This is a genomic window from Arenibacter troitsensis, from assembly GCF_900177645.1.
Classification (GTDB): domain Bacteria; phylum Bacteroidota; class Bacteroidia; order Flavobacteriales; family Flavobacteriaceae; genus Arenibacter; species Arenibacter troitsensis.
In genome coordinates this window covers 33,153-56,150 of record NZ_FXAO01000007.1, presented here as the reverse complement: position 1 = coordinate 56,150, position 22,998 = coordinate 33,153, and the positions used below count along the sequence as shown (strand labels likewise).

The 22,998-nt window shown below is 35.3% G+C and carries 20 protein-coding genes; 15 read left to right on the top strand and 5 right to left on the bottom strand.

Annotated elements, in window-relative coordinates; translation table 11 throughout:
• The first annotated feature begins 83 nt into the window (after nt 1-83).
• From B9Y87_RS15685 to B9Y87_RS15630, 12 genes are all read left to right on the top strand, one after another.
• Nucleotides 84-1,370, top strand: a complete 1,287-nt coding sequence (locus tag B9Y87_RS15685) for a polysaccharide pyruvyl transferase family protein (RefSeq protein WP_085499930.1) — start codon at nt 84-86, stop codon at nt 1,368-1,370.
• 288 nt (nt 1,371-1,658) lie between these two features.
• A complete protein-coding gene (locus B9Y87_RS15680) occupies nt 1,659-2,576 on the top strand; it encodes a hypothetical protein (protein ID WP_139827258.1) in 918 nt (305 codons plus the stop codon).
• A 10-nt stretch (nt 2,577-2,586) separates the two neighbouring features.
• Nucleotides 2,587-3,681, top strand: coding sequence for a glycosyltransferase family 4 protein (locus B9Y87_RS15675; protein WP_176225648.1), 1,095 nt, complete (start codon nt 2,587-2,589; stop codon nt 3,679-3,681).
• Nucleotides 3,674-5,125, top strand: a complete 1,452-nt coding sequence (locus tag B9Y87_RS15670; RefSeq protein WP_085499927.1) for a Gfo/Idh/MocA family oxidoreductase — start codon at nt 3,674-3,676, stop codon at nt 5,123-5,125. Before B9Y87_RS15675 ends, B9Y87_RS15670 begins: the two co-directional genes overlap by 8 nt.
• Nucleotides 5,126-5,138: 13 nt before the next feature.
• Nucleotides 5,139-7,292, top strand: a complete 2,154-nt coding sequence (locus B9Y87_RS15665; protein ID WP_085499926.1) for a bi-domain-containing oxidoreductase — start codon at nt 5,139-5,141, stop codon at nt 7,290-7,292.
• Nucleotides 7,279-8,520, top strand: coding sequence for an O-antigen ligase family protein (locus B9Y87_RS15660; RefSeq protein ID WP_085499925.1), 1,242 nt, complete (start codon nt 7,279-7,281; stop codon nt 8,518-8,520). Before B9Y87_RS15665 ends, B9Y87_RS15660 begins: the two co-directional genes overlap by 14 nt.
• Nucleotides 8,510-9,697, top strand: coding sequence for a delta-aminolevulinic acid dehydratase (locus tag B9Y87_RS15655; protein ID WP_085499924.1), 1,188 nt, complete (start codon nt 8,510-8,512; stop codon nt 9,695-9,697). The genes B9Y87_RS15660 and B9Y87_RS15655 overlap by 11 nt, the downstream gene beginning before the upstream one ends.
• On the top strand, nt 9,675-10,415 hold the full coding sequence (locus B9Y87_RS15650; RefSeq protein ID WP_085499923.1) for a WecB/TagA/CpsF family glycosyltransferase: 741 nt from the start codon (nt 9,675-9,677) through the stop codon (nt 10,413-10,415). The genes B9Y87_RS15655 and B9Y87_RS15650 overlap by 23 nt, the downstream gene beginning before the upstream one ends.
• 130 nt (nt 10,416-10,545) lie before the next feature.
• The gene (locus B9Y87_RS15645) at nt 10,546-11,898 is read left to right on the top strand and encodes an exopolysaccharide biosynthesis polyprenyl glycosylphosphotransferase (protein WP_085499922.1); all 1,353 of its coding nucleotides are present in this window, start codon (nt 10,546-10,548) and stop codon (nt 11,896-11,898) included.
• A 183-nt stretch (nt 11,899-12,081) separates the two neighbouring features.
• Complete coding sequence (locus tag B9Y87_RS15640) at nt 12,082-13,068, top strand: UDP-glucuronic acid decarboxylase family protein (RefSeq protein ID WP_085499921.1); 987 nt, start codon at nt 12,082-12,084, stop codon at nt 13,066-13,068.
• Between the two features lie 122 nt (nt 13,069-13,190).
• Nucleotides 13,191-14,462 (top strand): phosphoribosylamine--glycine ligase, encoded by a 1,272-nt coding sequence (gene purD, locus B9Y87_RS15635; RefSeq protein WP_085499920.1) that lies wholly within the window; start codon nt 13,191-13,193, stop codon nt 14,460-14,462.
• Nucleotides 14,463-14,665: 203 nt separating this feature from the next.
• Nucleotides 14,666-15,637 carry an alkaline phosphatase family protein gene (locus tag B9Y87_RS15630; RefSeq protein ID WP_176225647.1) on the top strand — a complete coding sequence of 324 codons (972 nt, stop codon included), beginning with the start codon at nt 14,666-14,668 and terminating at the stop codon, nt 15,635-15,637.
• Nucleotides 15,638-15,977: 340 nt separating this feature from the next.
• Here B9Y87_RS15630 and B9Y87_RS15625 read toward each other — a convergent pair whose 3' ends face one another.
• On the bottom strand, nt 15,978-16,199 hold the full coding sequence (locus B9Y87_RS15625; RefSeq protein WP_085500162.1) for a DUF6341 family protein: 222 nt from the start codon (nt 16,197-16,199) through the stop codon (nt 15,978-15,980).
• A 39-nt stretch (nt 16,200-16,238) separates the two neighbouring features.
• On the opposite strand from B9Y87_RS15625, the gene B9Y87_RS15620 reads away from it, so the two are divergent.
• The 3 genes from B9Y87_RS15620 to B9Y87_RS15610 all read left to right on the top strand — a co-directional run bounded on the left by B9Y87_RS15620 (nt 16,239) and on the right by B9Y87_RS15610 (nt 19,120).
• The gene (locus B9Y87_RS15620; RefSeq protein ID WP_085499918.1) at nt 16,239-17,177 is read left to right on the top strand and encodes a hypothetical protein; all 939 of its coding nucleotides are present in this window, start codon (nt 16,239-16,241) and stop codon (nt 17,175-17,177) included.
• A gap of 167 nt (nt 17,178-17,344) precedes the next feature.
• Entirely contained in the window at nt 17,345-17,947 is a 603-nt protein-coding gene (locus B9Y87_RS15615; protein ID WP_085499917.1) for a DUF4254 domain-containing protein, read from the top strand.
• Nucleotides 17,948-17,992: 45 nt separating this feature from the next.
• Nucleotides 17,993-19,120 (top strand): glycosyltransferase family 9 protein, encoded by a 1,128-nt coding sequence (locus tag B9Y87_RS15610; RefSeq protein ID WP_317045135.1) that lies wholly within the window; start codon nt 17,993-17,995, stop codon nt 19,118-19,120.
• 484 nt (nt 19,121-19,604) lie between these two features.
• Here the strand turns inward: B9Y87_RS15610 and B9Y87_RS15605 are convergent, their stop codons facing one another.
• The 4 genes from B9Y87_RS15605 to B9Y87_RS15590 form a co-directional block, all read right to left on the bottom strand.
• Complete coding sequence (locus B9Y87_RS15605; protein WP_072860114.1) at nt 19,605-20,219, bottom strand: TetR/AcrR family transcriptional regulator; 615 nt, start codon at nt 20,217-20,219, stop codon at nt 19,605-19,607.
• A 212-nt stretch (nt 20,220-20,431) separates the two neighbouring features.
• Nucleotides 20,432-21,487 carry an arsenosugar biosynthesis radical SAM (seleno)protein ArsS gene (gene arsS, locus B9Y87_RS15600; protein ID WP_085499916.1) on the bottom strand — a complete coding sequence of 352 codons (1,056 nt, stop codon included), beginning with the start codon at nt 21,485-21,487 and terminating at the stop codon, nt 20,432-20,434.
• Nucleotides 21,488-21,512: 25 nt separating this feature from the next.
• Nucleotides 21,513-21,848 (bottom strand): arsenosugar biosynthesis-associated peroxidase-like protein, encoded by a 336-nt coding sequence (locus tag B9Y87_RS15595; RefSeq protein WP_072860116.1) that lies wholly within the window; start codon nt 21,846-21,848, stop codon nt 21,513-21,515.
• Between the two features lie 199 nt (nt 21,849-22,047).
• The gene (locus B9Y87_RS15590; protein WP_085499915.1) at nt 22,048-22,743 is read right to left on the bottom strand and encodes a TIGR04282 family arsenosugar biosynthesis glycosyltransferase; all 696 of its coding nucleotides are present in this window, start codon (nt 22,741-22,743) and stop codon (nt 22,048-22,050) included.
• Nucleotides 22,744-22,998: the final 255 nt, after the last annotated feature.

The following is a 22,998-nucleotide window of genomic DNA, read 5'->3' as shown; positions in this document are numbered from 1 at the left end:
ATAATTACATTATAAAATCAAATATAACTATGAGGTAACTTGATTACATTGATGTTTCTGTTTTTTTGACCAAAAACAGGATTATGAGCAAAAAAAATATTGTAATTACACATGGTTATTCCGATTCCAATAAAGGTGACTTGGCAATTACCCAGGCTACAGTTGATGGTTTAAAAGAATTTTATCCTAATGCACGAATTACTCTTTTATCAACCTTTAGAGAAAAAGATTCTCACTTTTGGCATCATAATAGAAAAATGAAAACAAATGATATTGAGATAATTCAAGGGATTTTGCCAACACCGTATATAGGTGGAGAAACGTCTATCATGGTAAATGCCATTGCAGCCATAAGGTTGTGCAAAGATTATTTTCAACTCCTAATTTCCAAATATGGAATTATAGGAAAAATTTTTGGAGGAAGGCAGTATAAAGCATACAGTTTACTTAAATGTGCAGATTTGGTAATTGTTAAAGGTGGGCAGTTTATATTTAATGATAAAGAAGATTTAAGAGGCAATCTTTTTTTATGGCGTACACTACAACCTATAAGTGTTGCCTACAAATTAGGAAAACCAATTGTGGTCTTGGGCCAAAGCATAGGTAGTTTTGCCAGTAGAAAAAGTGAAAAATATGCCATGAAGTATATTGCCTTATGCAATCAGGTTGTTGTAAGGGAAGAATTGTCCCTAAAGCTGCTTAACAAGTATAGACTAAAAAATATTACGTTGGTACCGGATTGTGCCTTCTTTATCGAGAAAAAGGATGTTCATATTGATTTGAGTATTACAAAAGAGAAAGAGATATTGGGGGTTACGGTTGTAAATTGGACGTTTCCCGAAAACAAGAATCCTAAAAATGCCAAAGAAAAATATATTAATAACCTTGTTCTCTCAATTGAAATAGCCTTTAAAAAATTCAACTTATTTCCTGTTTTTGTACCTCAAGTTACAGTAAAACATCATGGTAAAAGTGATTTAGATCTTATTTATCTTGTACAGAAAAAATTAAATATAAAAGGTGTCAATTCGTTGGTATTAAAAGATGATTTTAATGCAAATGAAATGGTCGGGGTATATGCAAAGTGTAAAATGCTAATTGGCACTAGGCTCCACTCTTGTATTTTGGCTGCAAATGCAGGAACACCAATCATCGCTATCCGGTATCAGGGCTTTAAAACCCAAGGAGTCATGAAAATGCTAGGATTTGAAAATTTCGTTCACGATATTAACCATTTAAAAAGTAAAGAATTAACGAAAAATATTGAAGCAATCTTAATAAACGATACTGAAATTAGATTTCAATTGAAGAGGAAGGTTAAACAATTTAGAGAGGAACTAAATGAAATGTTCCGTAATTTAGGACAATAGAGTTTGGAAATAGGGAAAATAAAAATAATTAGACAACCTGAAAGTGCAATTTTCATTTTTTTAATAATTGCACTTTTGCTTTTTGATAGAAAATTTTCAAAAATGGCCGTAATCGAGCCCATTTTTATACACGATTTTCTATTGGTGGTCGCGACATTATTTTCTATTCATAAAAGCTCGTTGCGAACAAAATTCCCCTCCATTTTTTTACTGATTCTATTGGCACTACTTTATTTAATATATTCTGTAACGTTTCTAAAATGGAAAGGAGTATATTTTGTAATGATTATGAGACAATTCTTTCTTTTTTTTTACCTTACCTGTTCCTATATTATAGCTAATAAGGTATTTCAAAAAAAAGAGAACATTATCGCTGCTATAACCTTTATCAAAAAACTAGCTAAGATTTCCATAATTCTTCAACTACTATATTTTGCTTACCTCTATATTACAATACCAAATTACTCTCCATTAAAAGGATTCTCCTATTTGTCCGCAGTTGGTGTCATGGGAATTATAATATACGGTGGATATGTATTAGTGTATTACAAAGGACTTAAAAAAATTACATTACTTTCCCTTACCTTATTAACATCGGCCTTGTTAGGGCATTCATCATCATTTTTCGCAGTATTTGCCATAGTACTAGTACATTTTTATATTTCATTTTCTCCAAAAATACGGTTTATAACACTTGGAGTTTTGGGTGTTGTAATGATGCTTTTATTACAGTTGCCTCAATTTACAGATGCAAATGCAAGTTGGCGATTAATGTATTGGAATCATGTTCTAGAAACTTCGGTTTCAAAAAACTGGTTGATTTTCGGGAATGGTTTTGGGTTGCCTTACATGACCATTGAATTTGCACAAACTTTAGCAGATAAGATCAACTCTACTTTTATGCTTACAGGCGTTAATAACGAATTTGAAAGATGGGTTACCCCACCTCATAATTCATTTTTAACCATAGTACATCACATAGGTTTACTTCCTGCTTTTTTAATACTTATCCCTTTAAAAAACTTTTTAAAACAAATTTTTATAGTCCCCAAAAGCAATGACCGGGAGGAATTATTTCTTTTCTATGCACTATTTGGATTAATTGCATGGGTTTCCTTTAACGTAATCCTAGAGGTTCCCCATTCCGCAATTTGCTTTTGGCTCATATATTTCACCTATATATTTTATGGAAAATCAAAAGTCTAAAATTCTTTTTTTGATACAGTTTCCACCTCCAGTTCATGGAGTGTCCGTTATCAATAAACATATATTTAATTTATCAATATTTGATGAGGAATACATAAAGGATGTCGTAGAATTGAAATTTTCTGAAGACCTTACGACCTTATCAAAACTCAATCTGAAAAAAGTTTTAAGAACTTTAAAAATAGCCTATGAACTTTTGTTGAAAGGGATTAAAATTAAACCACAATTTGTTTACTTTACCATATCACCTGCAAATAACACTTTTTACAGAGATCTAATTTTCGTTTTTATAATTAAATTATTGAGAATCAAACCTATATATCATTTGCATGGTAAGGGCATATCCGATAACGTCCAAAAAAATCCATTCGTTAGAAACATATATAAATGGGTATTTAATAATTCAGCAATAATACACCTTTCAGATGGCCTCGTAAGACGTGAATTACACCCTTTGCAATTAAAAAATGCGATCATATATGTTCTACCCAATGGTATTATAAATCAATATCCCATCCAAACATTTCCTATTACCGAAAAAAAAGACGATGTGCTATTTTTGTCCAATTTATTTCCATCCAAAGGAATATTTATCTTATTGCAGGCTATAAAACTGGTTAAAGACCATATCCCAACCATAAAGGTCAACATAGTAGGCGATACGGTTAATAATCAAATTTTAAGAGAAGTTAAACGCTTAATTGTAAAGTATAAACTAGAACAAAATGTGATTATCCATGGAAAAAAATTGGGAAAAGAGAAAAGCATCTTCCTGGAAAATACAAAAATATTCGTTCATCCTACATTAAACGATGCATTCCCATTGGTTATATTGGAAGCATTACAAAATGGATTACCAGTAATAACAACTAATGAGGGGGCAATACCAGAAATCATCGATGATGAAACCGGAATTATAATACAGAAAAACGACCCCGAACAATTAGCTCTGAAAATAATTTCACTTTTAAGTGATCAAGAGCATTTAAAAACATTAAGCAAAAACTGTGTTGATCAATTTAATGAAAGATATACAGCATCCATATTTAACAAAAATGTTCATAAAATTTTTATGACTATAATTAACAAAAAAATCAATGATTGAGATTCATAAGTTAAGCGATTTGGTCTACGATGAAATAATTGAAGTGCAACAATTCAAAATCAATCAATCCAATGACCGCCCAGCAGTTGAAAATAAAATTAGGAAATTCGTTTTTTTTGTTATGGCGGAAGGTATTTCGAGAACTTTTGCCAAAATTAATTCTAAAAGAGACAAACAATTTGTTTTCAATAAATACCATACAACTATAAGACTAAAATATAAGGACAAAATATATATAAATTATAGTACTCAAACGTCGGAAAATATTGATGATTTCATAGTTAAGAATATTTTTATAGAGTGGGATGATGTGCCAAAAGCATCGAATATACCAGATAACTTGTTCAATCAATTTTTACCCTATTACGATGATTCCTTAAACACAAATAAAACCATTCAATTAGCAATCAAAGAATTGCCACAATTGGTTTCTGGGGAGACCATATTTGGAGAAGGGGTATTCATCTATGGTCTTGGGGATTATTCTAGGGTATATATAGCACCGAACATAAAAAAACTTGAAAAAATATTTTGCGTTGATTACATTGCAAATATTTCATCATTTTATAAAAAAAAGTATGGTTATATTTATAATGGCATTGTACCTCAAGACAGCTATCATGTTTTGAGGAAGGTCTCCAAACCAATGGCCATTATTGCAACCTATCATTCTGATCACACACGAATTGCAGAAGAAATATACCATCAAAATCCAAAAAGTTTAATATTTATAGAAAAGCCCCCTTGCGTTACTTTAATAGACATTGCGAATTTGGCAAACCTTTATAGAAAAGGAGCAAATATTGAAATAGGATACAATAGAAGATTCATAAAAATAAATCAGATAATAAAGAAAAGGCTTAATGGACAAAGGGCTATTATCAATATTTCTGTAAAAGAAATTTTAATTAGTGAAAATCATTGGTATTTTTGGCAAAATCAGGGAACAAGAATAACGGGTAATTTAACACATTGGATTGATTTATGTAATTATTGGTTAGAAGATGAAATACCCGCCGAAATTACAATGCTAAAAAGCAACACCAAAGATGAAACCTTCACAACCTCAATTCTTTACAGTAATGGCTCATTGGTCAATCTTACAGTTTCTGATAAAGGTAATGCTCTTAGGGGAGTTCAGGAAAAAATAGAAATTAGAACAAAAGATGAATCATATTTTATTGATGATTATTTAAGAACATATATAATCCATAACAATGGGAGAAAGGAGAATTTTAATAAAATTCTCCGTAGCAAAGGGCATGATGAAATGTACAGACATGTTATGGAACTTTATCATAATAAAACTGAATTCCGTTATAGTATAAATGATTTAATAAAAACAGCATTAACGACTTTATATGTGTCCGAAATGTTTAAGAATACTACCAACCATTTTGACTGCAAGGATGCCATAAGTAAAATGTTAAATGAATATAATTAAGACCAATTAATAAATGAAACAAGTCATACAAAATTTTAAAACTGGAGAACTGTTTGTAGATGATGTACCTGTACCATCACTTTCTAAAGGTACCGTGTTGGTCGAGAATAAGTTTTCACTAATAAGTGCAGGAACAGAAAGAAGTACAGTGAGTGTTGGAAAAGCTAATTTATTAGGGAAGGCCAGACAACGTCCAGATTTGGTAGCACAAGTGCTTCAAAATATTAAAAAGGAAGGTTTAAAAGCAACACTTGATAAGGTTAAAACCAAATTAGACTCCTTAAAAGCTCTAGGATATAGTACATCTGGTGTGGTACACGCAACTATGGATACAAAAGGTGTATTTAAACCAGGAGATAGGGTCGCCTGTGCAGGTCAAGATTACGCCTCCCATGCGGAAGTGGTGGCAATCCCTCAAAATTTAGTAGCCAAAATACCCGATGGTGTAACCTTTGAAGAGGCAAGTTTTACCACACTTGGGGCTATAGCGTTGCAAGGGGTGAGACAAGCAAACCCAACCTTAGGCGAAAATATCTGTGTTATTGGTTTAGGACTTTTAGGGCAAATTACCTGTCAGCTTTTAAACGCCAATGGATGTAATGTATTTGGGATAGACTTATCTCCAAAACTGGTAGAAATATCCAAGGAGAATGGAGCCATAGTATCTATGCTCAGGAATGAAGCAAATTTAATGGCAGCCGTTGAAAATTTCACAAAAGGACATGGGTTTGACAGTGTTATTATTACTGCCGCTGCTCCCACAAACGACCCAATAGAGCTCTCAGCAGAAATTACAAAGAAAAAAGGAAAAGTAATAGTTGTTGGTGCCGTTAAAATGGATATCCCAAGAGACCCGCACTTCTATAGAAAAGAGCTGGAATTAAAACTTTCTTGTTCTTACGGTCCTGGAAGATACGACGTAAGTTATGAAGAAGAAGGAATCGATTATCCCTATGCCTATGTACGTTGGACCGAACAACGGAACATGGAAGCATTTTTACAATTATTGGCTAGAAAAACTATTAATCTCAAACCACTAATTACCCATGTGTTTGATATTGCAGAGGCTGAAAAGGCATATGATATAGTATTGGGAAAAATAAAGGAACCCCATATAGGTATTCTGCTTAAATACGGTGATAATGAAGATAAATTAAAAACAATTTATAATGTAAATGCTACACCTATATCCAAAATTAATGCTGGCTTTATAGGGGCAGGAAGTTTTGCGCAGAGTTATTTGATTCCCTACGTAAAAACGGGGCATGGCTCACTGGATACTGTAGTTACAACCAAAGGTATTACAGCAAAGAATGTGGCCGAGAAGTTTGGATTTAACAAGGCATCTTCTAATACTTCTGATGTGTATTCTAACCCGGAAATTAATACTGTCTTCATTGCTACCCCACACAATTCACATGCGAAATATGTTATAGAAGGCATTAAGGCCAACAAGCACATATTTGTAGAAAAACCTTTGGCCATGAATTATGCAGAGCTGGAGGAGGTTAAAAAGGTATATAACGGGAATACTTCCAAGCTAATGGTTGGATTTAACCGAAGGTTCTCCCCAATTGCCCAAGAAATTAAAAATCGATTGAAAGGAGCTAATGAGCCATTGGTTATGAATATTAGGGTAAATGCCGGCTATATCCCAAAGGATCATTGGACGCAGATAGAAGAAGTAGGGGGAGGAAGAATAGTTGGAGAAATGTGCCATTTCATAGATTTAATGCAATTCTTCACCGATGCAAAACCTGTTTCTATTTTTGCTGATTGTATTACTTCAGAAAATTCATTAATTACGGTTGCTGATAATATTAACGTTTTGGTGAAGTTTAGTGATGGTTCCATTGGAAATCTAATATATGTGGCCAATGGTGATAAATCCTTGCCAAAAGAACATATAGAGGTATTTTGTGCTGGGAAAGTTGGAATTATCAATGATTTTAGAGATGGGGTTTTCCATAGTGGAAATAAGGTGGAAAAATTAAAGTTGGCTGGCAAAGGACATAAGCAGGAAATACTGGCGTTTATCGATGCGTTGACTTCGGAAAAGAATAGTCCTATAAGCTTTGAATCTATTTATAACACTACCCTGGTTACATTTAAGATTCAGGATAGTTTAAAAACTGGGTTGCCACAAAAAATTGATGATAGACTTTAAACAAAAAAAGGCATTCTCTATTCACTCTGTGTTGCTATCAGTACTAGCTGCGATAATTCCTTCGGGATTCTATAATTTGGAAGGAATTATTGTGGCACTATTATTTGTGAATTGGCTCTTTTTCGTTAAGGGATATAACGCTTTTAATGAAATCCCAAAAGGCACCATATTGTTATTTGCCTTTTTTACGCTTTTTTTGATTGGATTGGTTTACACCAATAATGTTAACGGCCAATTTAAATTCATTGGACGAAATATCTCCTATCTCCTAATACCGATTTCCTTCATTGGAGTAAAGTTGACCTACAAAATGGTTTCCAACATAAAAAAATGTTTTATTTTTTCCCTAATTGCTTGCATTCTATTTGCAAACCTATATTCCATAATAGATTATATGGCTTCAGGGGAAATGGAAATCTTCTTGACTCCTTCGATTTACAATAAATTTACTTATTACGGATTAACCAGGGTATTTAAGGACTGGCATCCGACCTATGTTTCTTTATTTTTAAATTTAGGCCTCGTTTTCGCTTATGACTTGTATTTCAAAAATAAAAGATACATTTTATGGGGCCTAATTACAGCCCTATCCAGCCTTAATATCTTTCTTCTAAACTCCTTTATTGGTATAATTGTCTTTTTGTTGATTTTTTATCTGTTTATACTTCAAATCCTAAATGGAAGCAGAAAAGCATTGATCGCCAGTACCTTCATAATGTTATGCTTAATGAGTATATTTTATATAAGGAATCCTTTTCATTATCCCAAAATAGAAAAATTTAAGCATACTGAATTTAAAATAACAGATAAAAAAGATGAAAGAAATGCCTTAAATTTACGTTTGGCCAAATGGAAGACTTCTATAGATGTTTTCAAAAATGCCCCAATCTTGGGTGTGAGCAATGGGGATTATAAAAATGCCCTCTATGATCAATACGTGAAAAATGAATTTTTCTATTGTGCAGGAGAACGATATTCTTCCCATAATCAGTATTTGTATACCCTTAGTGCAAATGGCACAATCGGACTTATACTTTTAATTTTAATTTTATATTTGCCATTTACTCAGAAAGCACGTAATTATGTATTTCTTCTTTTTCTTGCTATCTGTTCCATATTTTTTATTACTGAGGATTTATTGGCACGACAACAGGGGGTAGTGTTTTTTATCTTTTTTTATGTTTTTTTATCCCACCCTATAGGTATTAATAGTACAAATGAAAAATAAGGCTTTTAAATCTAGTTTTAACAAACTGAAAGATTTCTGCGAATTTGAAAATTATCAAGGCTGGGATCCTTATGACGGTCTCAATAGTTGGATAATTCAGAGGACACCGTTTGGGAAATCCAGCTTTTTGAGATTGGCTTGGATCCAACTTTTTAAAAGGAACCCTATTAATTTTAGATCCTTGTTTGGAATTAAAAAGGACTATAATCCAAAAGGGCTAGGATTGTTTTTAACGGGTTACTGTAATCTATATAAAACTGACCCGAAGGAGGAATATCTTGAAAAGATAAATTTTTTATCTACCAAAATCCTCGAATTAAAAACCAGTGGTTATGCGGGAGCCTGTTGGGGATATAATTTTGACTGGCAAGCCAGGGCATTTTTCCAACCTAAGTATACACCCACGGTAGTCGCTACGTCATTTATAGGAGAAGCCCTTATTGAAGCCTATAAATTAACTAATAGAAAAGAACTATTGGATACGGCTTTAAGCTGTTCCGAATTTATTTTAAAAGATCTGAATAGAACTTATGATGAGGAGGGAGATTTTACTTTCTCTTATTCACCCTTGGATAGTACTCAAGTTTATAATGCCGGTTTATTAGGTGCTAAATTATTGTCCTTGATCTATCCTTATACCGAAGATGATAATTTATTGGATACAGCTAAAAAAGTAGTATCATATGTTTGTAAAAGACAGACAAAGGAGGGAGCATGGTCATACGGTACTTTACCTTTCCATCAGTGGATTGATAATTTTCATACCGGCTATAATTTAGAATGTATATTTAGGTATCAAGTTGTGTCGGGTGATCAAACCTTTGAAAAATATATTGAAAAAGGTTTAAAATACTATTTGAATACCTTTTTTACAGAGGAAGGGGTGTCTAAATATTACAATAATAAAACCTTTCCCATAGATATCCATGCCCCCGCGCAACTTATTGTTACCTTAAGCAAATTAGGCATTCTACATGAAAATAGGGAATTGGCGGATAGGGTACTGCTTTGGACAACCAAGAATATGCAATCATCCAAAGGTTATTTTTACTACCAAAAAAAGAAATGGGTAACTTCGAAGATTCCTTACATTCGTTGGGCACAGTCATGGATGTTTTACGCATTTAGTTATTATTTATTAGAATTCGACTTAGATGAAGGTAATCAACATTCTTAATACTTCCATTCACAACCTTTCCATGCGAGAGACAATACAGATTGTAGACAATACAATTTCTGAAGGCAAACAATTGCACCACGTAGTAGTAAATGCTGGAAAAATAGTGGCCATGCAAAACGATTTAAAATTGCGTCAAAGCGTGAATCAAAGTGATCTAATCAATGCTGATGGCCAAGCAGTGGTATGGGCTTCCAAAGTCCTGGGGAAACCCTTGAAAGAGCGTGTTGCAGGAATAGACCTGATGGTAAACCTAGTGCAATTGGCTCACCAAAAAAACTATAAAATATTTTTCTTTGGGGCGCAAGAGGAGGTAGTCAAAAAAATAGTAAATATTTATTCAGATCAATTTTCTCCTAATATTATTGCTGGTTATAGAAATGGATTTTTTAAAAAGGAAGAAGAACAATCCATCGCACGAGTAATCGGGGAAAGCGGTGCCAATATTTTATTTGTGGCTATCAGTTCTCCTACAAAAGAAAATTTTCTGTATGAAAATAAAGGCTTGTTGCAAAAAGTTAATTTCGTGATGGGGGTAGGTGGCAGTTTTGATGTGATAGCCGGAAAAGTAAAACGGGCTCCAATTTGGATGCAAAAAGTAGGCCTGGAATGGTTCTACAGGTTCGCACAAGAGCCAAACCGAATGTGGAGACGTTATTTGATTGGGAATAGTAAATTTATAGGCTTGGTTATAAAGGAAGTACTATCAAAGAATTGATTCAGATTTTTAAACCCTTTGTTTGTTTTAACATTAGTAGTTACTGTTCACTAATATAGTTTTCTCGTATTATTGATTTTTAAATTTATCTTTGTCCAAGTTGCTAACTTAATAGCACAACTTAAAATTAATGTTTTCCAAAAGACACCGTTATTCCAGTTTAATTACCCCGATTTCATATGGGGTTGATTTGTTGGTGATAAATCTTTTTGCATACTTTTTACCTATTAATTTTCAATACCCAATCCTTTTCCATAGTTATCTATCCATTGCTTGGGTTATAATCTCATTTAAAAACAATTTTTATGAAGTATATAGATACACCAAGGTATCGTATATATTAAAGCTTCTATTTAACCAGTTCGTTTTCTTTTTCTTGGTGCTATACGCCTTTATCGGCTTTTTTAAGCAACCCAATATGAGCCGATTGGCTCTAGGGGAATATTTTGTTTTTGTGGGACTAGCCATATTTACGATTAAGTTCTTAAACTATGTACTTTTAATGAAATACCGGGAGAGGGTAAAGGGGAACATGAGAAATGTAGTGGTCATTGGGAAAAACAAAAAAACAGATCAGTTGATCGAAGTATTCAATGAAAGGAGGGAGTTTGGATATCATTTTATGAAACAATTTTGCCCTACAGATCCCACTTTTGATATCTATAAGACTTTCGTTTACATAGTGGAGAATAATATCGACGAAATTTATTGCTCGGTTTCAGAACTAAAGAACAATCAAATAACCGAATTCATCAACTTTGCGGATAATAATTTAAAAACCTTAAAGTTTATTCCGGACAATAAGAATATTTTTTCCAAAAAACTCACTTTCGAATATTACGATTATATCCCTGTTCTTTCCTTGCGGGATATTCCTTTACACAATCCTCTGAACGCCGCCTTAAAAAGACTTTTTGATATTATTTTTTCTCTTGTGGTAATAATTGGAATATTATCTTGGCTAGCTCCAATTATTGCCCTAATTATTAGACTGGAAACAAAAGGACCTGTATATTTTAGACAAAAAAGGAATGGAATAGACAACAAGGAATTTTACTGTTATAAGTTCAGGTCCATGGCACCCAATGAACATGCTGATAGCCTCATGGCCGTAAAAAATGATATGCGCACTACCAAGGTGGGCAAATTTATCCGAAGAACAAGTATTGATGAACTTCCACAGTTCTACAATGTGCTATTTGGCAATATGTCGGTGGTTGGCCCTAGACCCCATATGGTCAAACACACCAATGAGTTCGCAAATAAAGTAGATAAATATATGCTACGTCATTTTGTTAAGCCCGGTATAACCGGTTTGGCACAGGTAAGAGGGTATAGAGGTGAAATTGAAACGGATATAGATATTTTAAATCGAACTAAATTTGATATTTTCTATATAGAAAACTGGTCCTTGTTCATGGATCTTAAAATAATTGTTCAAACTGTCATGAATGCAATTTCTGGAGAGAAAAAGGCGTATTGAGGGGCAAAACAATACGTTATAATTTATCTTGGACGACGATAATATTTGGTAGTATACCTAATGCTTTACTGGTTTACCACACTTTACCCTATTATTTTGGTTATTAAACCATATTTATTTTTAACAAAGTATTTTCCTACTAAATTTGACTGCTATCAATTTGACCTTAAAATAATTATTTAGATGAAAAAAGTACTTATAACGGGCGCTGCCGGATTTTTAGGATCACACCTATGCGACAGGATGATTAAAGAAGGTTTCTATGTAATTGCCATGGATAACCTGATCACGGGCGACCTTAAGAATATTGAACATCTATTCCCTTTGGAGCAATTTGAATTCCAGCACCATGATGTAACAAAATTTGTGCATATTCCAGGGGATCTGGATTATATATTACACTTTGCCTCTCCGGCGAGTCCAATAGATTATTTGAAAATCCCTATACAGACATTAAAAGTAGGTGCCCTGGGCACTCACAATCTCCTGGGCTTGGCCAAAGAAAAAAAGGCCCGAATCTTAATTGCCTCCACTTCCGAAATTTATGGTGACCCATTGGTTCATCCTCAAACAGAGGAATATTATGGTAATGTGAATACCATTGGCCCGCGTGGGGTCTATGACGAAGCCAAACGATTTCAAGAATCGATTACCATGGCTTACCATAGATTTCATGGAGTTGAAACCCGAATTGTTAGGATTTTCAACACCTATGGACCTAGAATGAGATTGAATGACGGTAGGGTTATTCCCGCTTTCATGGGACAGGCTCTACGTGGTGAAGATTTAACTGTATTTGGGGATGGTTCCCAAACCCGTTCTTTCTGTTTTGTGGATGATGAGATTGAAGGGATTTATAGACTATTGATGAGCGACTATTCACTTCCAGTGAACATTGGCAATCCACATGAAATTACCATCAAGGAGTTTGCGGAGGAAATCATCAATTTAACTGGAACAGACCAAAAAATAATCTACAAACCTTTGCCACAGGATGACCCAATGCAGCGTCAACCGGACATTTCAAAAGCGAAAGAAATTTTGGGCTGGGAACCTAAAGTTAGTAGACAGGAAGGCATGAAGAAAACTTGGGATTTCTTTAAGACACTTACTGCCGAAGAACTCAGGAAAACGGAACATCGTGATTTTTCGGATCGAAATAAAAAATAGAACAAGCCCACCCTTTTAGGTGGGTTTTTTTAGGCCTTTATATTACAGGTAGTGCCATATATTTTAATAGAAGTATACCCTATATCCATTTCAAACCGTATTTTTGGGGAAATTTTTTAAGAATGAACATTTTGATCCTTGGTGCCGGAGGGCGCGAACATACTTTGGCTTGGAAGCTAAAACAAAGTCCGAAACTTAAAAATCTTTATGTGGCTCCCGGAAATGCAGGAACCGCCGCCATTGCTAAAAATGTCCCCATTGGGGTGAACGATTTTGAGGCCATTAAAAAATGTGTGCTTTCAGAAAATATCGAAATGGTGATTGTAGGGCCAGAGGATCCCTTGGTGAATGGAGTGCACGATTTTTTCCTCAACGATACCGACTTACAAAATATCCCTGTCATAGGTCCACAAAAAGCAGCAGCTACCCTCGAAGGCAGCAAGCAATTTGCCAAGGAGTTTATGATGCGCCATAACATTCCTACCGCGGCCTATGAAAGTTTTACGGCCGAAACCTTGGAAAAAGGCTACGATTTTTTGGAAACCCTTAAGCCTCCTTTTGTATTGAAAGCGGACGGACTGGCGGCTGGAAAAGGGGTTTTGATTCTGAACGACCTACAAGAAGCCAAGGCCGAACTGAAAACCATGTTGATCGACTCCAAATTTGGTGCTGCCAGTACTACTGTGGTCATTGAAGAATTTTTGGACGGTATTGAACTGAGTTGTTTTGTGCTTACTGATGGTAAAGGTTTTAAGGTCCTGCCTACCGCAAAAGACTATAAAAGAATTGGTGAAGGTGATACCGGATTGAATACCGGGGGTATGGGGGCTATTTCGCCCGTTCCTTTCGCTGATAAGGTTTTTATGGACAAAGTACTTGAGCGAATCGTAAAACCTACCGTAGAGGGCTTTAAATTGGATAATCTGCCATATAAGGGATTTGTGTTCATTGGTTTGATAAAAGTTGGGAACGAACCAAAAGTAATTGAATATAACGTGCGAATGGGCGATCCTGAAACTGAAGTGGTAATACCAAGAATAAAAAATGATCTAGTCGAAGTTTTTGAAGCCGTTGCTAGCCAAAGCCTTGATGGCATCGACCTGGAAATAGATGAGCGCGCCGCTACTACAGTAATGGCAGTATCAGGCGGCTATCCGGAAGCTTATAGGAGAGGAATGGAAATAACAGGTTTTGACAATATTGAAGATGCCGTGGTATTCCATGCCGGAACCGAATTAAAAGAAGGTAAGGTTTTGACCAATGGGGGCAGGGTTTTAGCCGTTACTGCTTATGGTTACAACTACAAGGAAGCACTGAAGAAATCCTATAAAAACATGGAGAAGCTACATTTCAACAAAATGTACTATCGCAAAGACCTAGGGTTCGATCTTTAAAGACTTTTCGAATTCCTAATTGTTGATTCATGCTTAATTTTAAGTAAATTTAGGCAGTGCTTATATTAAACATTAATGCTAAAAATAATAATTGGGTAAAACCGTTTAATTTATAATAGCATTTTATTAATGTATACGAATTGTTAATGAGGAAAAGTAAATTGTCTTATAGCGTTGTAAATGCAATTAAAATCGAACCAATAATGAATCTAGCCTATCGATTCCTGCCAACTATATTACTGTTGATTGTTTTTACTGCTTGCTCTAATTCCTCTATTGAAACAGATGATTCGACTCCTATTTACCCTCCAAACAACTATAAAACAAAAAACGTTGTTGTAATAATAATGGACGGGGCCCGTTACTCCGAAACATGGGGGGACATTACGCAACAATATATCCCTAAGATCTCCGGCCAACTGGCATCGAAAGGAATAATAAATACAAGCTTTTACAATAATGGTCCAACTTGGACAATATCGGGTCATGCGGCTATTACCACTGGACATTACCAGGATCTTAATAATAGCGGGAAGGAAATCCCCAAATATTCATCAATATTTCAAAATTTTAGAAAAGCAAAAAATGTTAAGGCAGCCTCTACTTGGATGATTTCCAGTAAGGATAAATTGGAAGTCCTAAATAATTGTGTAGATTCTAATTGGAAAAATAAATATCAACCTAACACAAATTGTGGTGTAAATGGGCTAGGAAGTGGTTACCGGGAAGATGCTGTAACATTTGAAAAGATTTTGGAAATATTAACTAATGACCAACCACAATTAACCTTAATTAACCTAAGAGAACCTGATTTCTCGGGTCACACTGGTAATTGGAACGACTATTTAGATGGCTTAAGGGCATCTGATGAATATATATACAAAATTTGGCAGTTCCTTGAAAATAATCCCTTTTACCAGGGTAAGACAAGCTTATTTATTACAAATGACCACGGTCGACACCTAGATGATTTGGGAGGATTCAGTTCACATGGTGATGATTGTGACGGCTGTAGACATATTCTATTTTATGCTCATGGTCCGGATTTCAAACAAAACGCAGTAATAGATATAAAACGAGAATTAATTGACATCCCAAGCACAATCGCAGAATTATTAGGCTTTCCAATGCCTGATAGATCTGGGAAGGTAATGACTGAATTGTTTTTAAAATAAGTTTATCCTATATAATTGGAATCTTTACGTAAATATCCTATTCATGATGAATTCCAATTATTTCAAAATTACATTTGGGTAAGGCCTCAAAAAGCCATTATTGGAAAGTAATACTGTATTACTATTTCTACATAGATAAATACTAAAATGATTATGCGGGCTACAATATTAGAAATACAAAGAATGTAAAAGTTAAAACACTAAAATTGTTATTAGATCAATACATAACATGTTATTTTAACCCGTGTGAAATACCTTTCCAATTAGGCTGAAAATACTCTATTTCGTTAGAACCCTCGAAGTTGGAGAACTATTAATCTAATCCTTAACCCTCATATTACTATAAGTAAGAATGAGCCGTAGCGTCTTTATTTTCTTCCCCACTATCATTGTACTTTTTCAACTCCAACATCCAATATACAAAGGCAGCAGAGCCGATAAGCATAAAAATCCAATTTAATGTATTGGCTCCCCACCAATTCTCCATAGCACGCAAAGCGTCCAACGGAGCGAAAAGCACATTTACAAATAAATCCTCTATACCGTAAAAAAATGAATCCATCTTAATTATATTTACCATGCAAAAATATAAAAACCTAGGATGATTTCAAGCATTTTTGGAAGAACAAAACCAATAAATTATATAATACTTCTGGTATTCCTATTTTTTTTCTATTGGTTTGTCCATTTTTTCATATTCCAAAAAACCTATTCACCAGAGCAATTATTAGGACAAACAGCTATTCTGGCCTTCTTATCGTTCAGTATTTTTGTGGTCAATTTTATTGCCCTAAGAAATAAGATCACTGGAGGCAATTCCTTGGCGATCCTATTTTATACCCTGTTAATTGTACTTTTCCCGGAAGTACTGATAGACCCCAATGCCATTCTCTGCAGTTTTTTTTTATTGCTTGCCATCCGTAGAATCTTAAGTTTCCGTAGTCTCAAAAACCTTAAATTAAAAATTTTTGATGCCTCCTTTTGGATATTGATAGCTAGCTTATTCTATGACTGGGCCATGTTGTATCTCTTAGTAGTACTTGTTGCCATATACTTTTACGAACCAAAAAACTTCACAAATTGGCTGGTCCCATTCGCTGCAATTATTGCTATGGTACTAATTATGTTGGCGGTGTTGGCGCTCAGCAATAATATGGAATTTTTGTGGAATCATTATTTTTTCGATTTTCAGTTCAATGCTGTTTATTTTTATGACTGGAGCAATAGCACCATTTTATTTCTTTATGTTTCCATAGTTTTACTTTGCGGTTTTTTGGCTTTTTTAAAACTGGGTAGTGTAGGAGTAGGGAAAATAGTAACAATGCGACTCATAGTCCTATTCTTTTTTATAGGATTGCTCGTGAAAGTATTGAAATCCGCTCCAGACACCCACCCTATTTTAATTACTTTTTTCCCTGCAGTAGTTTTTATAACCACCTATGTCCAGTCTATTAAAAAGGACAGTGTCCGTGAAATTATTTTAATGGTATCCGTTGTAGTTCCCTTTATAGTTTTTTTGACCAATGCGCTAATGAAGTAAGGCACCAAACTCGTCCTTCTCAACGCTCATTTGCGGTACTGTAATCGAAAATCAATAAAACAACTACCAATACACCATTGGTTAGGTCATGGGAGTGGCAAGAAAATGACCGATATTAAAACCCATTTTTTAAATAAAGGGTATCTTTACCGTAAAATATTGTCTATATGTTCAGTGATTTTGCATTTAAAATATTTGAAGAAAGCATAGAAAAATATCATCAAAAAGATGATGTATCCCAGGAGTTCAACAACCCCTATCCAAAGGAAGATATATCCCATCTTTTATATCGCAAAAATTGGATAGATACGGTGCAATGGCATTATGAAGATATTATACGTGATCCCAATATTGAACCATTGGCCGCGTTAAAATTAAAAAGACAGATTGATGCCAGTAATCAGGATAGGACAGACCTGGTAGAATTTATTGACAGTTACTTTTTAAATAAATACCAATTGGTAGAAAAAAGGACAGATGCCACAATAAATACGGAAAGTCCGGCTTGGGCCATAGACCGACTTTCCATTTTGGCCCTGAAAATATATCATATGCAGGAGGAAGTTAATAGAACGGATGCCTCTCAAGATCATATCCAAAAATGCCAAAATAAACTGAATGTCCTTTTGGAACAGAAGAAAGACCTTTGCTCTGCTATAGATCAATTATTAGAGGATATCGAATCTGGGAAAAAATACATGAAAGTGTACAAGCAGATGAAGATGTACAATGACAATGAATTAAATCCTGTTCTCCGTAAAGCCCCCTAAAGTCAAATTTGCCTTCCCATATTTAAGGGATTATTGAATATATAAATGGAAATAGCGCCCAAAATTCCAATCGCCCATTCTGAGACCGCTAAAAATGGAATTGAAGAACCTGCATCTTCGGCTGGGGAAGGATTACATATTCTGGTAATTCGATTGTCGGCCATGGGAGACGTAGCCATGACAGTTCCTATTATAGCCGCTTTATTGGAGCAATATCCCAAGGTTAAAATTACCGTGCTTACCAGAGCGTTTTTTAGCCCTCTTTTTTCTGAACTCAATAATGTAACCGTTTACGAGGCGGATGTAAAAGGGAAGCACAAGGGCGTTTTTGGACTTTGGAAGCTCTATAAGGAACTTAAAAGTCTCCATATAGATATGGTTGCCGACATGCACAATGTACTACGCAGCAACATCCTTAGGCTGTATTTTAAGTTGGGATCAATTCCGTTTGTCCAAGTGGATAAAGGCAGGGCAGGAAAGAAGGCTTTGACCTCCCTGACCCATAAAGTTTTTGAACCTTTGAAAACTACCCACCAACGCTATGCGGATATTTTTGGGAAATTGGCCATGCCAATAGATATGGAAAAAGCAAATCCACTACCTAAAAGGGCTATAGCCCCTTCCACAAAGAAATTGTTAAAGGGCAAGGAACAAAAATGGATAGGTATTGCTCCTTTTGCAGCATTTAACGGCAAAATGTATCCTTTGGATTTGATGGAAAAGGTAGTTCATAGCCTAAACAAAACCAGTGGCTTCAAAATATTGTTATTTGGTGGAGGGGAAAGGGAAAAAACTATATTGGATAAATGGGAACGTAATTTCGAGAACAGTATTAATCTGGTGGGAAAATTGACCTTCAAGGAGGAATTGGCTTTAATCTCACAGTTAAATTTAATGTTGGCCATGGATAGCGGTAATGCCCATTTAGCTGCATTATTTGGAATCCCTACCCTAACCTTATGGGGTGTAACCCATCCGTATGCGGGATTCTATCCGTTTAAACAAGATCCTCAAAATGCCTTGTTGGCGGATAGGGAGCAATTTCCGCTGATCCCAACATCGGTCTATGGAAACAAATACCCTCCCGGGTATGAAAATGTAATGCGCACCATAGCACCTGAGGATGTTCTTTCTAAAATTGAGGAAATGATAAACAGACAATTATCACGATAACTATTCGGGTTATTTTTTGCAGCGTGGTTGACTGGCCTCGACACTTCTTCAAAGCGAAGCATGAGCGACAAGAAGTCGAACAAATGGCTCTTTAACTTAACGTATATACACACTCAATCATGGGAAATAGATAATACATACTGACGAAGCTTCACGAATATTCTAAGCACTTTGAAGGGTTGGAGAACGCCAAGAAGGGAAACCGTGAGCAGCAGGGGAATTCAATCCTTAATGAATTGAGCCACAAGTGAGATTTCTCCCTTTGGTCGAAATGACCTTAGTAATCAATTCTACAGAGCGAAAGATCAACAATAAGAAGTCGCACTAATGGCTTTTCAATGCGACATATAAATAAACTGATAATGGGAAGTTGATCGTGTTAGGCTTAAACTTCACCTCTATTCTTAATCGCTTTGTAATACTGGAGATCTCTAAATCGGTGGACTTTCCAAAACGGAATCTAGCTTCATCCTAAAACAACAAACTATGCCGGCTCTTTGTACTCTATTAATTTGAAGTATTGACGAAGCTGTTGAATATACTTATATCGCAACATCTTACTATTGCCTTCAACCATCAATGTACGTATCCCGATATAGGACGAAATTAGGTAGGTGGCCACAGCTTCACTATCTATATGCCTGTCAACATATCCATCCGTTTTTCCTTTTTGAAGGGCTGTTACCAAATTAACTTCCCACACCTTCAAAATGTCCTGTAGATAATTCATTATATCAGGGTTCTTCCCATTAAATTCAGTAATAAAATTACTTAAAACGAATCCATAATCCAGAAAGTTATGCTCTGCAGTTTCCAACGCATCATCAAAACAGGCTACAATCTTGTTCAAGGGGTCTTCTTGACCTTCTATTGGTTCAATTAAACTACTATAGACCTTTCTAAAAAGTAGATTCTGTACAATACTTATAAAATACTCTTCCTTGGATTGAAAATGGTAATAAAAAGCTCCTTTTGAAAGGGAGAGCTCCTTTAATATATCATCAATACTTGTATTAAAATAGCCCTTTTGGTAAAAAATCTCCAAGCCGGTGGTTTGTATGCGCTGCATGGTAGCCATGCGTTTCAATTGTTTGTCCATAAGATTTGGTTTTGGGTAAACAGACTTTTCAGTCTGTTACCCTAACTCCAATTCCGGCCTTTTATTTAAATATAAGTGCTAAAAATATGTTTAAATCGATAAAATGCTCAAAAAAACTATAGTTAAGCCCTTTTTTAAAACCCAACAAACCAATTGGTCCTTTCACCTCCGATATGCAAAGAACCTCTTTGGCATAATTTTAATAAACAATTTTAGGTTACCGACCCCTGACAACTACTCCCCGCTCCTGCCGTACACCCAAAACAATGCTGCGAAACTATAATGTTCCTATCTGTAAGAACCTCCTCGTTATAATCCTTAATATGTTTGATCTTACTGGCCACTTTAAGCCCTAACATCTGATTGAAGTCGCAATCATACAACCATCCATCCCAACTCACCGAAATAGTATTGGTACACATAACATTTTCCACGGCGGAAGGGTTATACGCCTCTACTAGGGAATACATATAATCTTCATAATTCCCTGAAGCCATTAAATAATCCAAAAAACGGGCTATTGGCAAGTTTGTTATGGCAAAGAGATTATGGAATTGAATTTCAAAATCTTCCATCAGTGCCTTTTTAAAATCGCGCTCAAGTGCTGATTGGTCTCCTGGTAAAAAAGCGCCAGAGGGATTATAGACCAGGTCCAATCGCAACGAACTATCCGGCATACCATAACCAACGGCGTTCAGTTCCTGAAGTGCTTTGATGGACTTGTCGAACACTCCTTCTCCCCGCTGTTTGTCCGTTTTGCCACGGGTGTAATGGGGCATGGACGAAACAACATGGATATTATATTTTTTAAAAAACTCCGGAAGATTATAATATTTCTTGTTGGCCCTAATGATGGTAAGGTTGGAACGTACAATAAAATCCTTTACCCCTGCTCTAGAAGCCTCTTCCACAAACCACCTAAAATTGGGATTCATCTCCGGGGCACCTCCTGTTAAATCTAAAGTATGGGCACCCGTATTGCGGATGACCTCCAGGCATTGCTCCATGGTTTCCCTAGTCATTATTTCCTTTCTATCGGGACCTGCATCCACATGACAGTGTTCACAAACCTGATTGCACATATACCCAACATTGATTTGTAGAATTTCCAATGTTTTTGGGCGCAATGGAAACTGCCCAATTTGGGCAATTTTATCCTTAAAATATGGTAATTCCCCATTTTCGAAAATACCGCCTTCAAGGATTTCCAATTGTTTATTATCTGTGACAAGGGCATTGTGCCTTGCCTTTAAAGATTTTGTTGCCATTCTTACATAGTATTAAAGCACTTTTTTACATGGAAAGCTTATTGTACTTATTCATCATTTGAACTCCATGTACTAAGGTTGCACCGCTTTCAATGGCCGCACCTGCATGTACCGCTTCCATCATCTCCTCCTTAGTTATCCCTTTTTGCAGACCGTCTTTGGTATAGGCATCAATACAATAGGGACACTTAACCACATGGGCCACTGCCAAAGCGATTAGGGATTTTTCCCTAGCACTAAGGGCCCCTTCCTCAAATACCTTTCCGTAGTAATCAAAGAACTTGGTACCAAGTTCCTCGCTCCATTCGGTTATATTTCCAAACTTGCGTAAATCTGCCGGGTCATAATAAGAATCTGCCATAATATATATTTTAAATAGTTATTTTGGAAAACCTAGGTTTTGTTGGTTTCCTTTATTAATAATTTTTTTATCCCATAACTTTATGGTAAAACCTTGAAGAGGGCAGAAAGCCACTATACCGGGGTACTATCCGGCAACTAAGATTTTTAGGATATGGGAGAAGAATGTTACGGAAATATATTTCCTTAACCAATACTAGCTAATGAAGTGGAAAGGGAGAACCCTTATTAAAATAAGTGTTGTTAAAGTTAAAGACTGAAGGAACAAAACCCTGAACAATAATTTCTCTAAATGGTGCAACCAAGGAGAGGATTAGTAGAAAGATCTTTTTGGAAGTATCTTTTAACCCTTTTAAAATCCTCTGTAAATCCTCGCTAGTATCCAAATCCAACAAGATACGAAGTTGAATTACATCTACCTTGGAGGCTTCAATTAGTGTGGTTATTTTTTTTGTAAGTGTATTTGTTTTCCAAGGTAAGTCCATAAAAGCCCTAACATCAAATTGGGATTTATGGAGACCCATTAAATAAAAACCACCATCCCTGGAAGGCCCCAAAACAGCTTTCTTAGCTTGAAGTAGCCTGGAAGCTTTTATGATATCGGAGGATTTTAATTGGGGGGTATCGTTCCCTATGGTAATAACATTATCATATCCCTTATCGAAAATGGATTTGATTGCATTTACAAACCTTTCCCCAAAAGAATTTCCATATTGCTCCTTTTCGGTAATAAGAAAATGGGGAAGTCCTGTTTTTTTTGCCGTATTTATTGCATGTTCCGTTAACCCTTGAAATAATACACCACCCTTGGGCATACACTTATGTTTCAATTCTTCCTTGGAGGAATTGGCAAAAATGAGAATTGCGTTACTATTTATTTTACAATGTTCCTGCATTAATACTAAAGTTGCATCATCTTAGCTAAAAACTTACACCTTTGTTTAGTCGATGAACATACAATTTCATTACGGCAAGCATGAAATTGAATCTTCCTTTTACTCAAATTTAAACTAATAAGTCGGTTATCCATAGAAATACCCTAATGATCAATCTCAATAGATATGTACTTAGGAAATTACCTCGGCTCGTGTAACAAACTAAGATAATTCCGTTTCAATTAATAACTTTAATGTTGCTATATAAAAAAAATC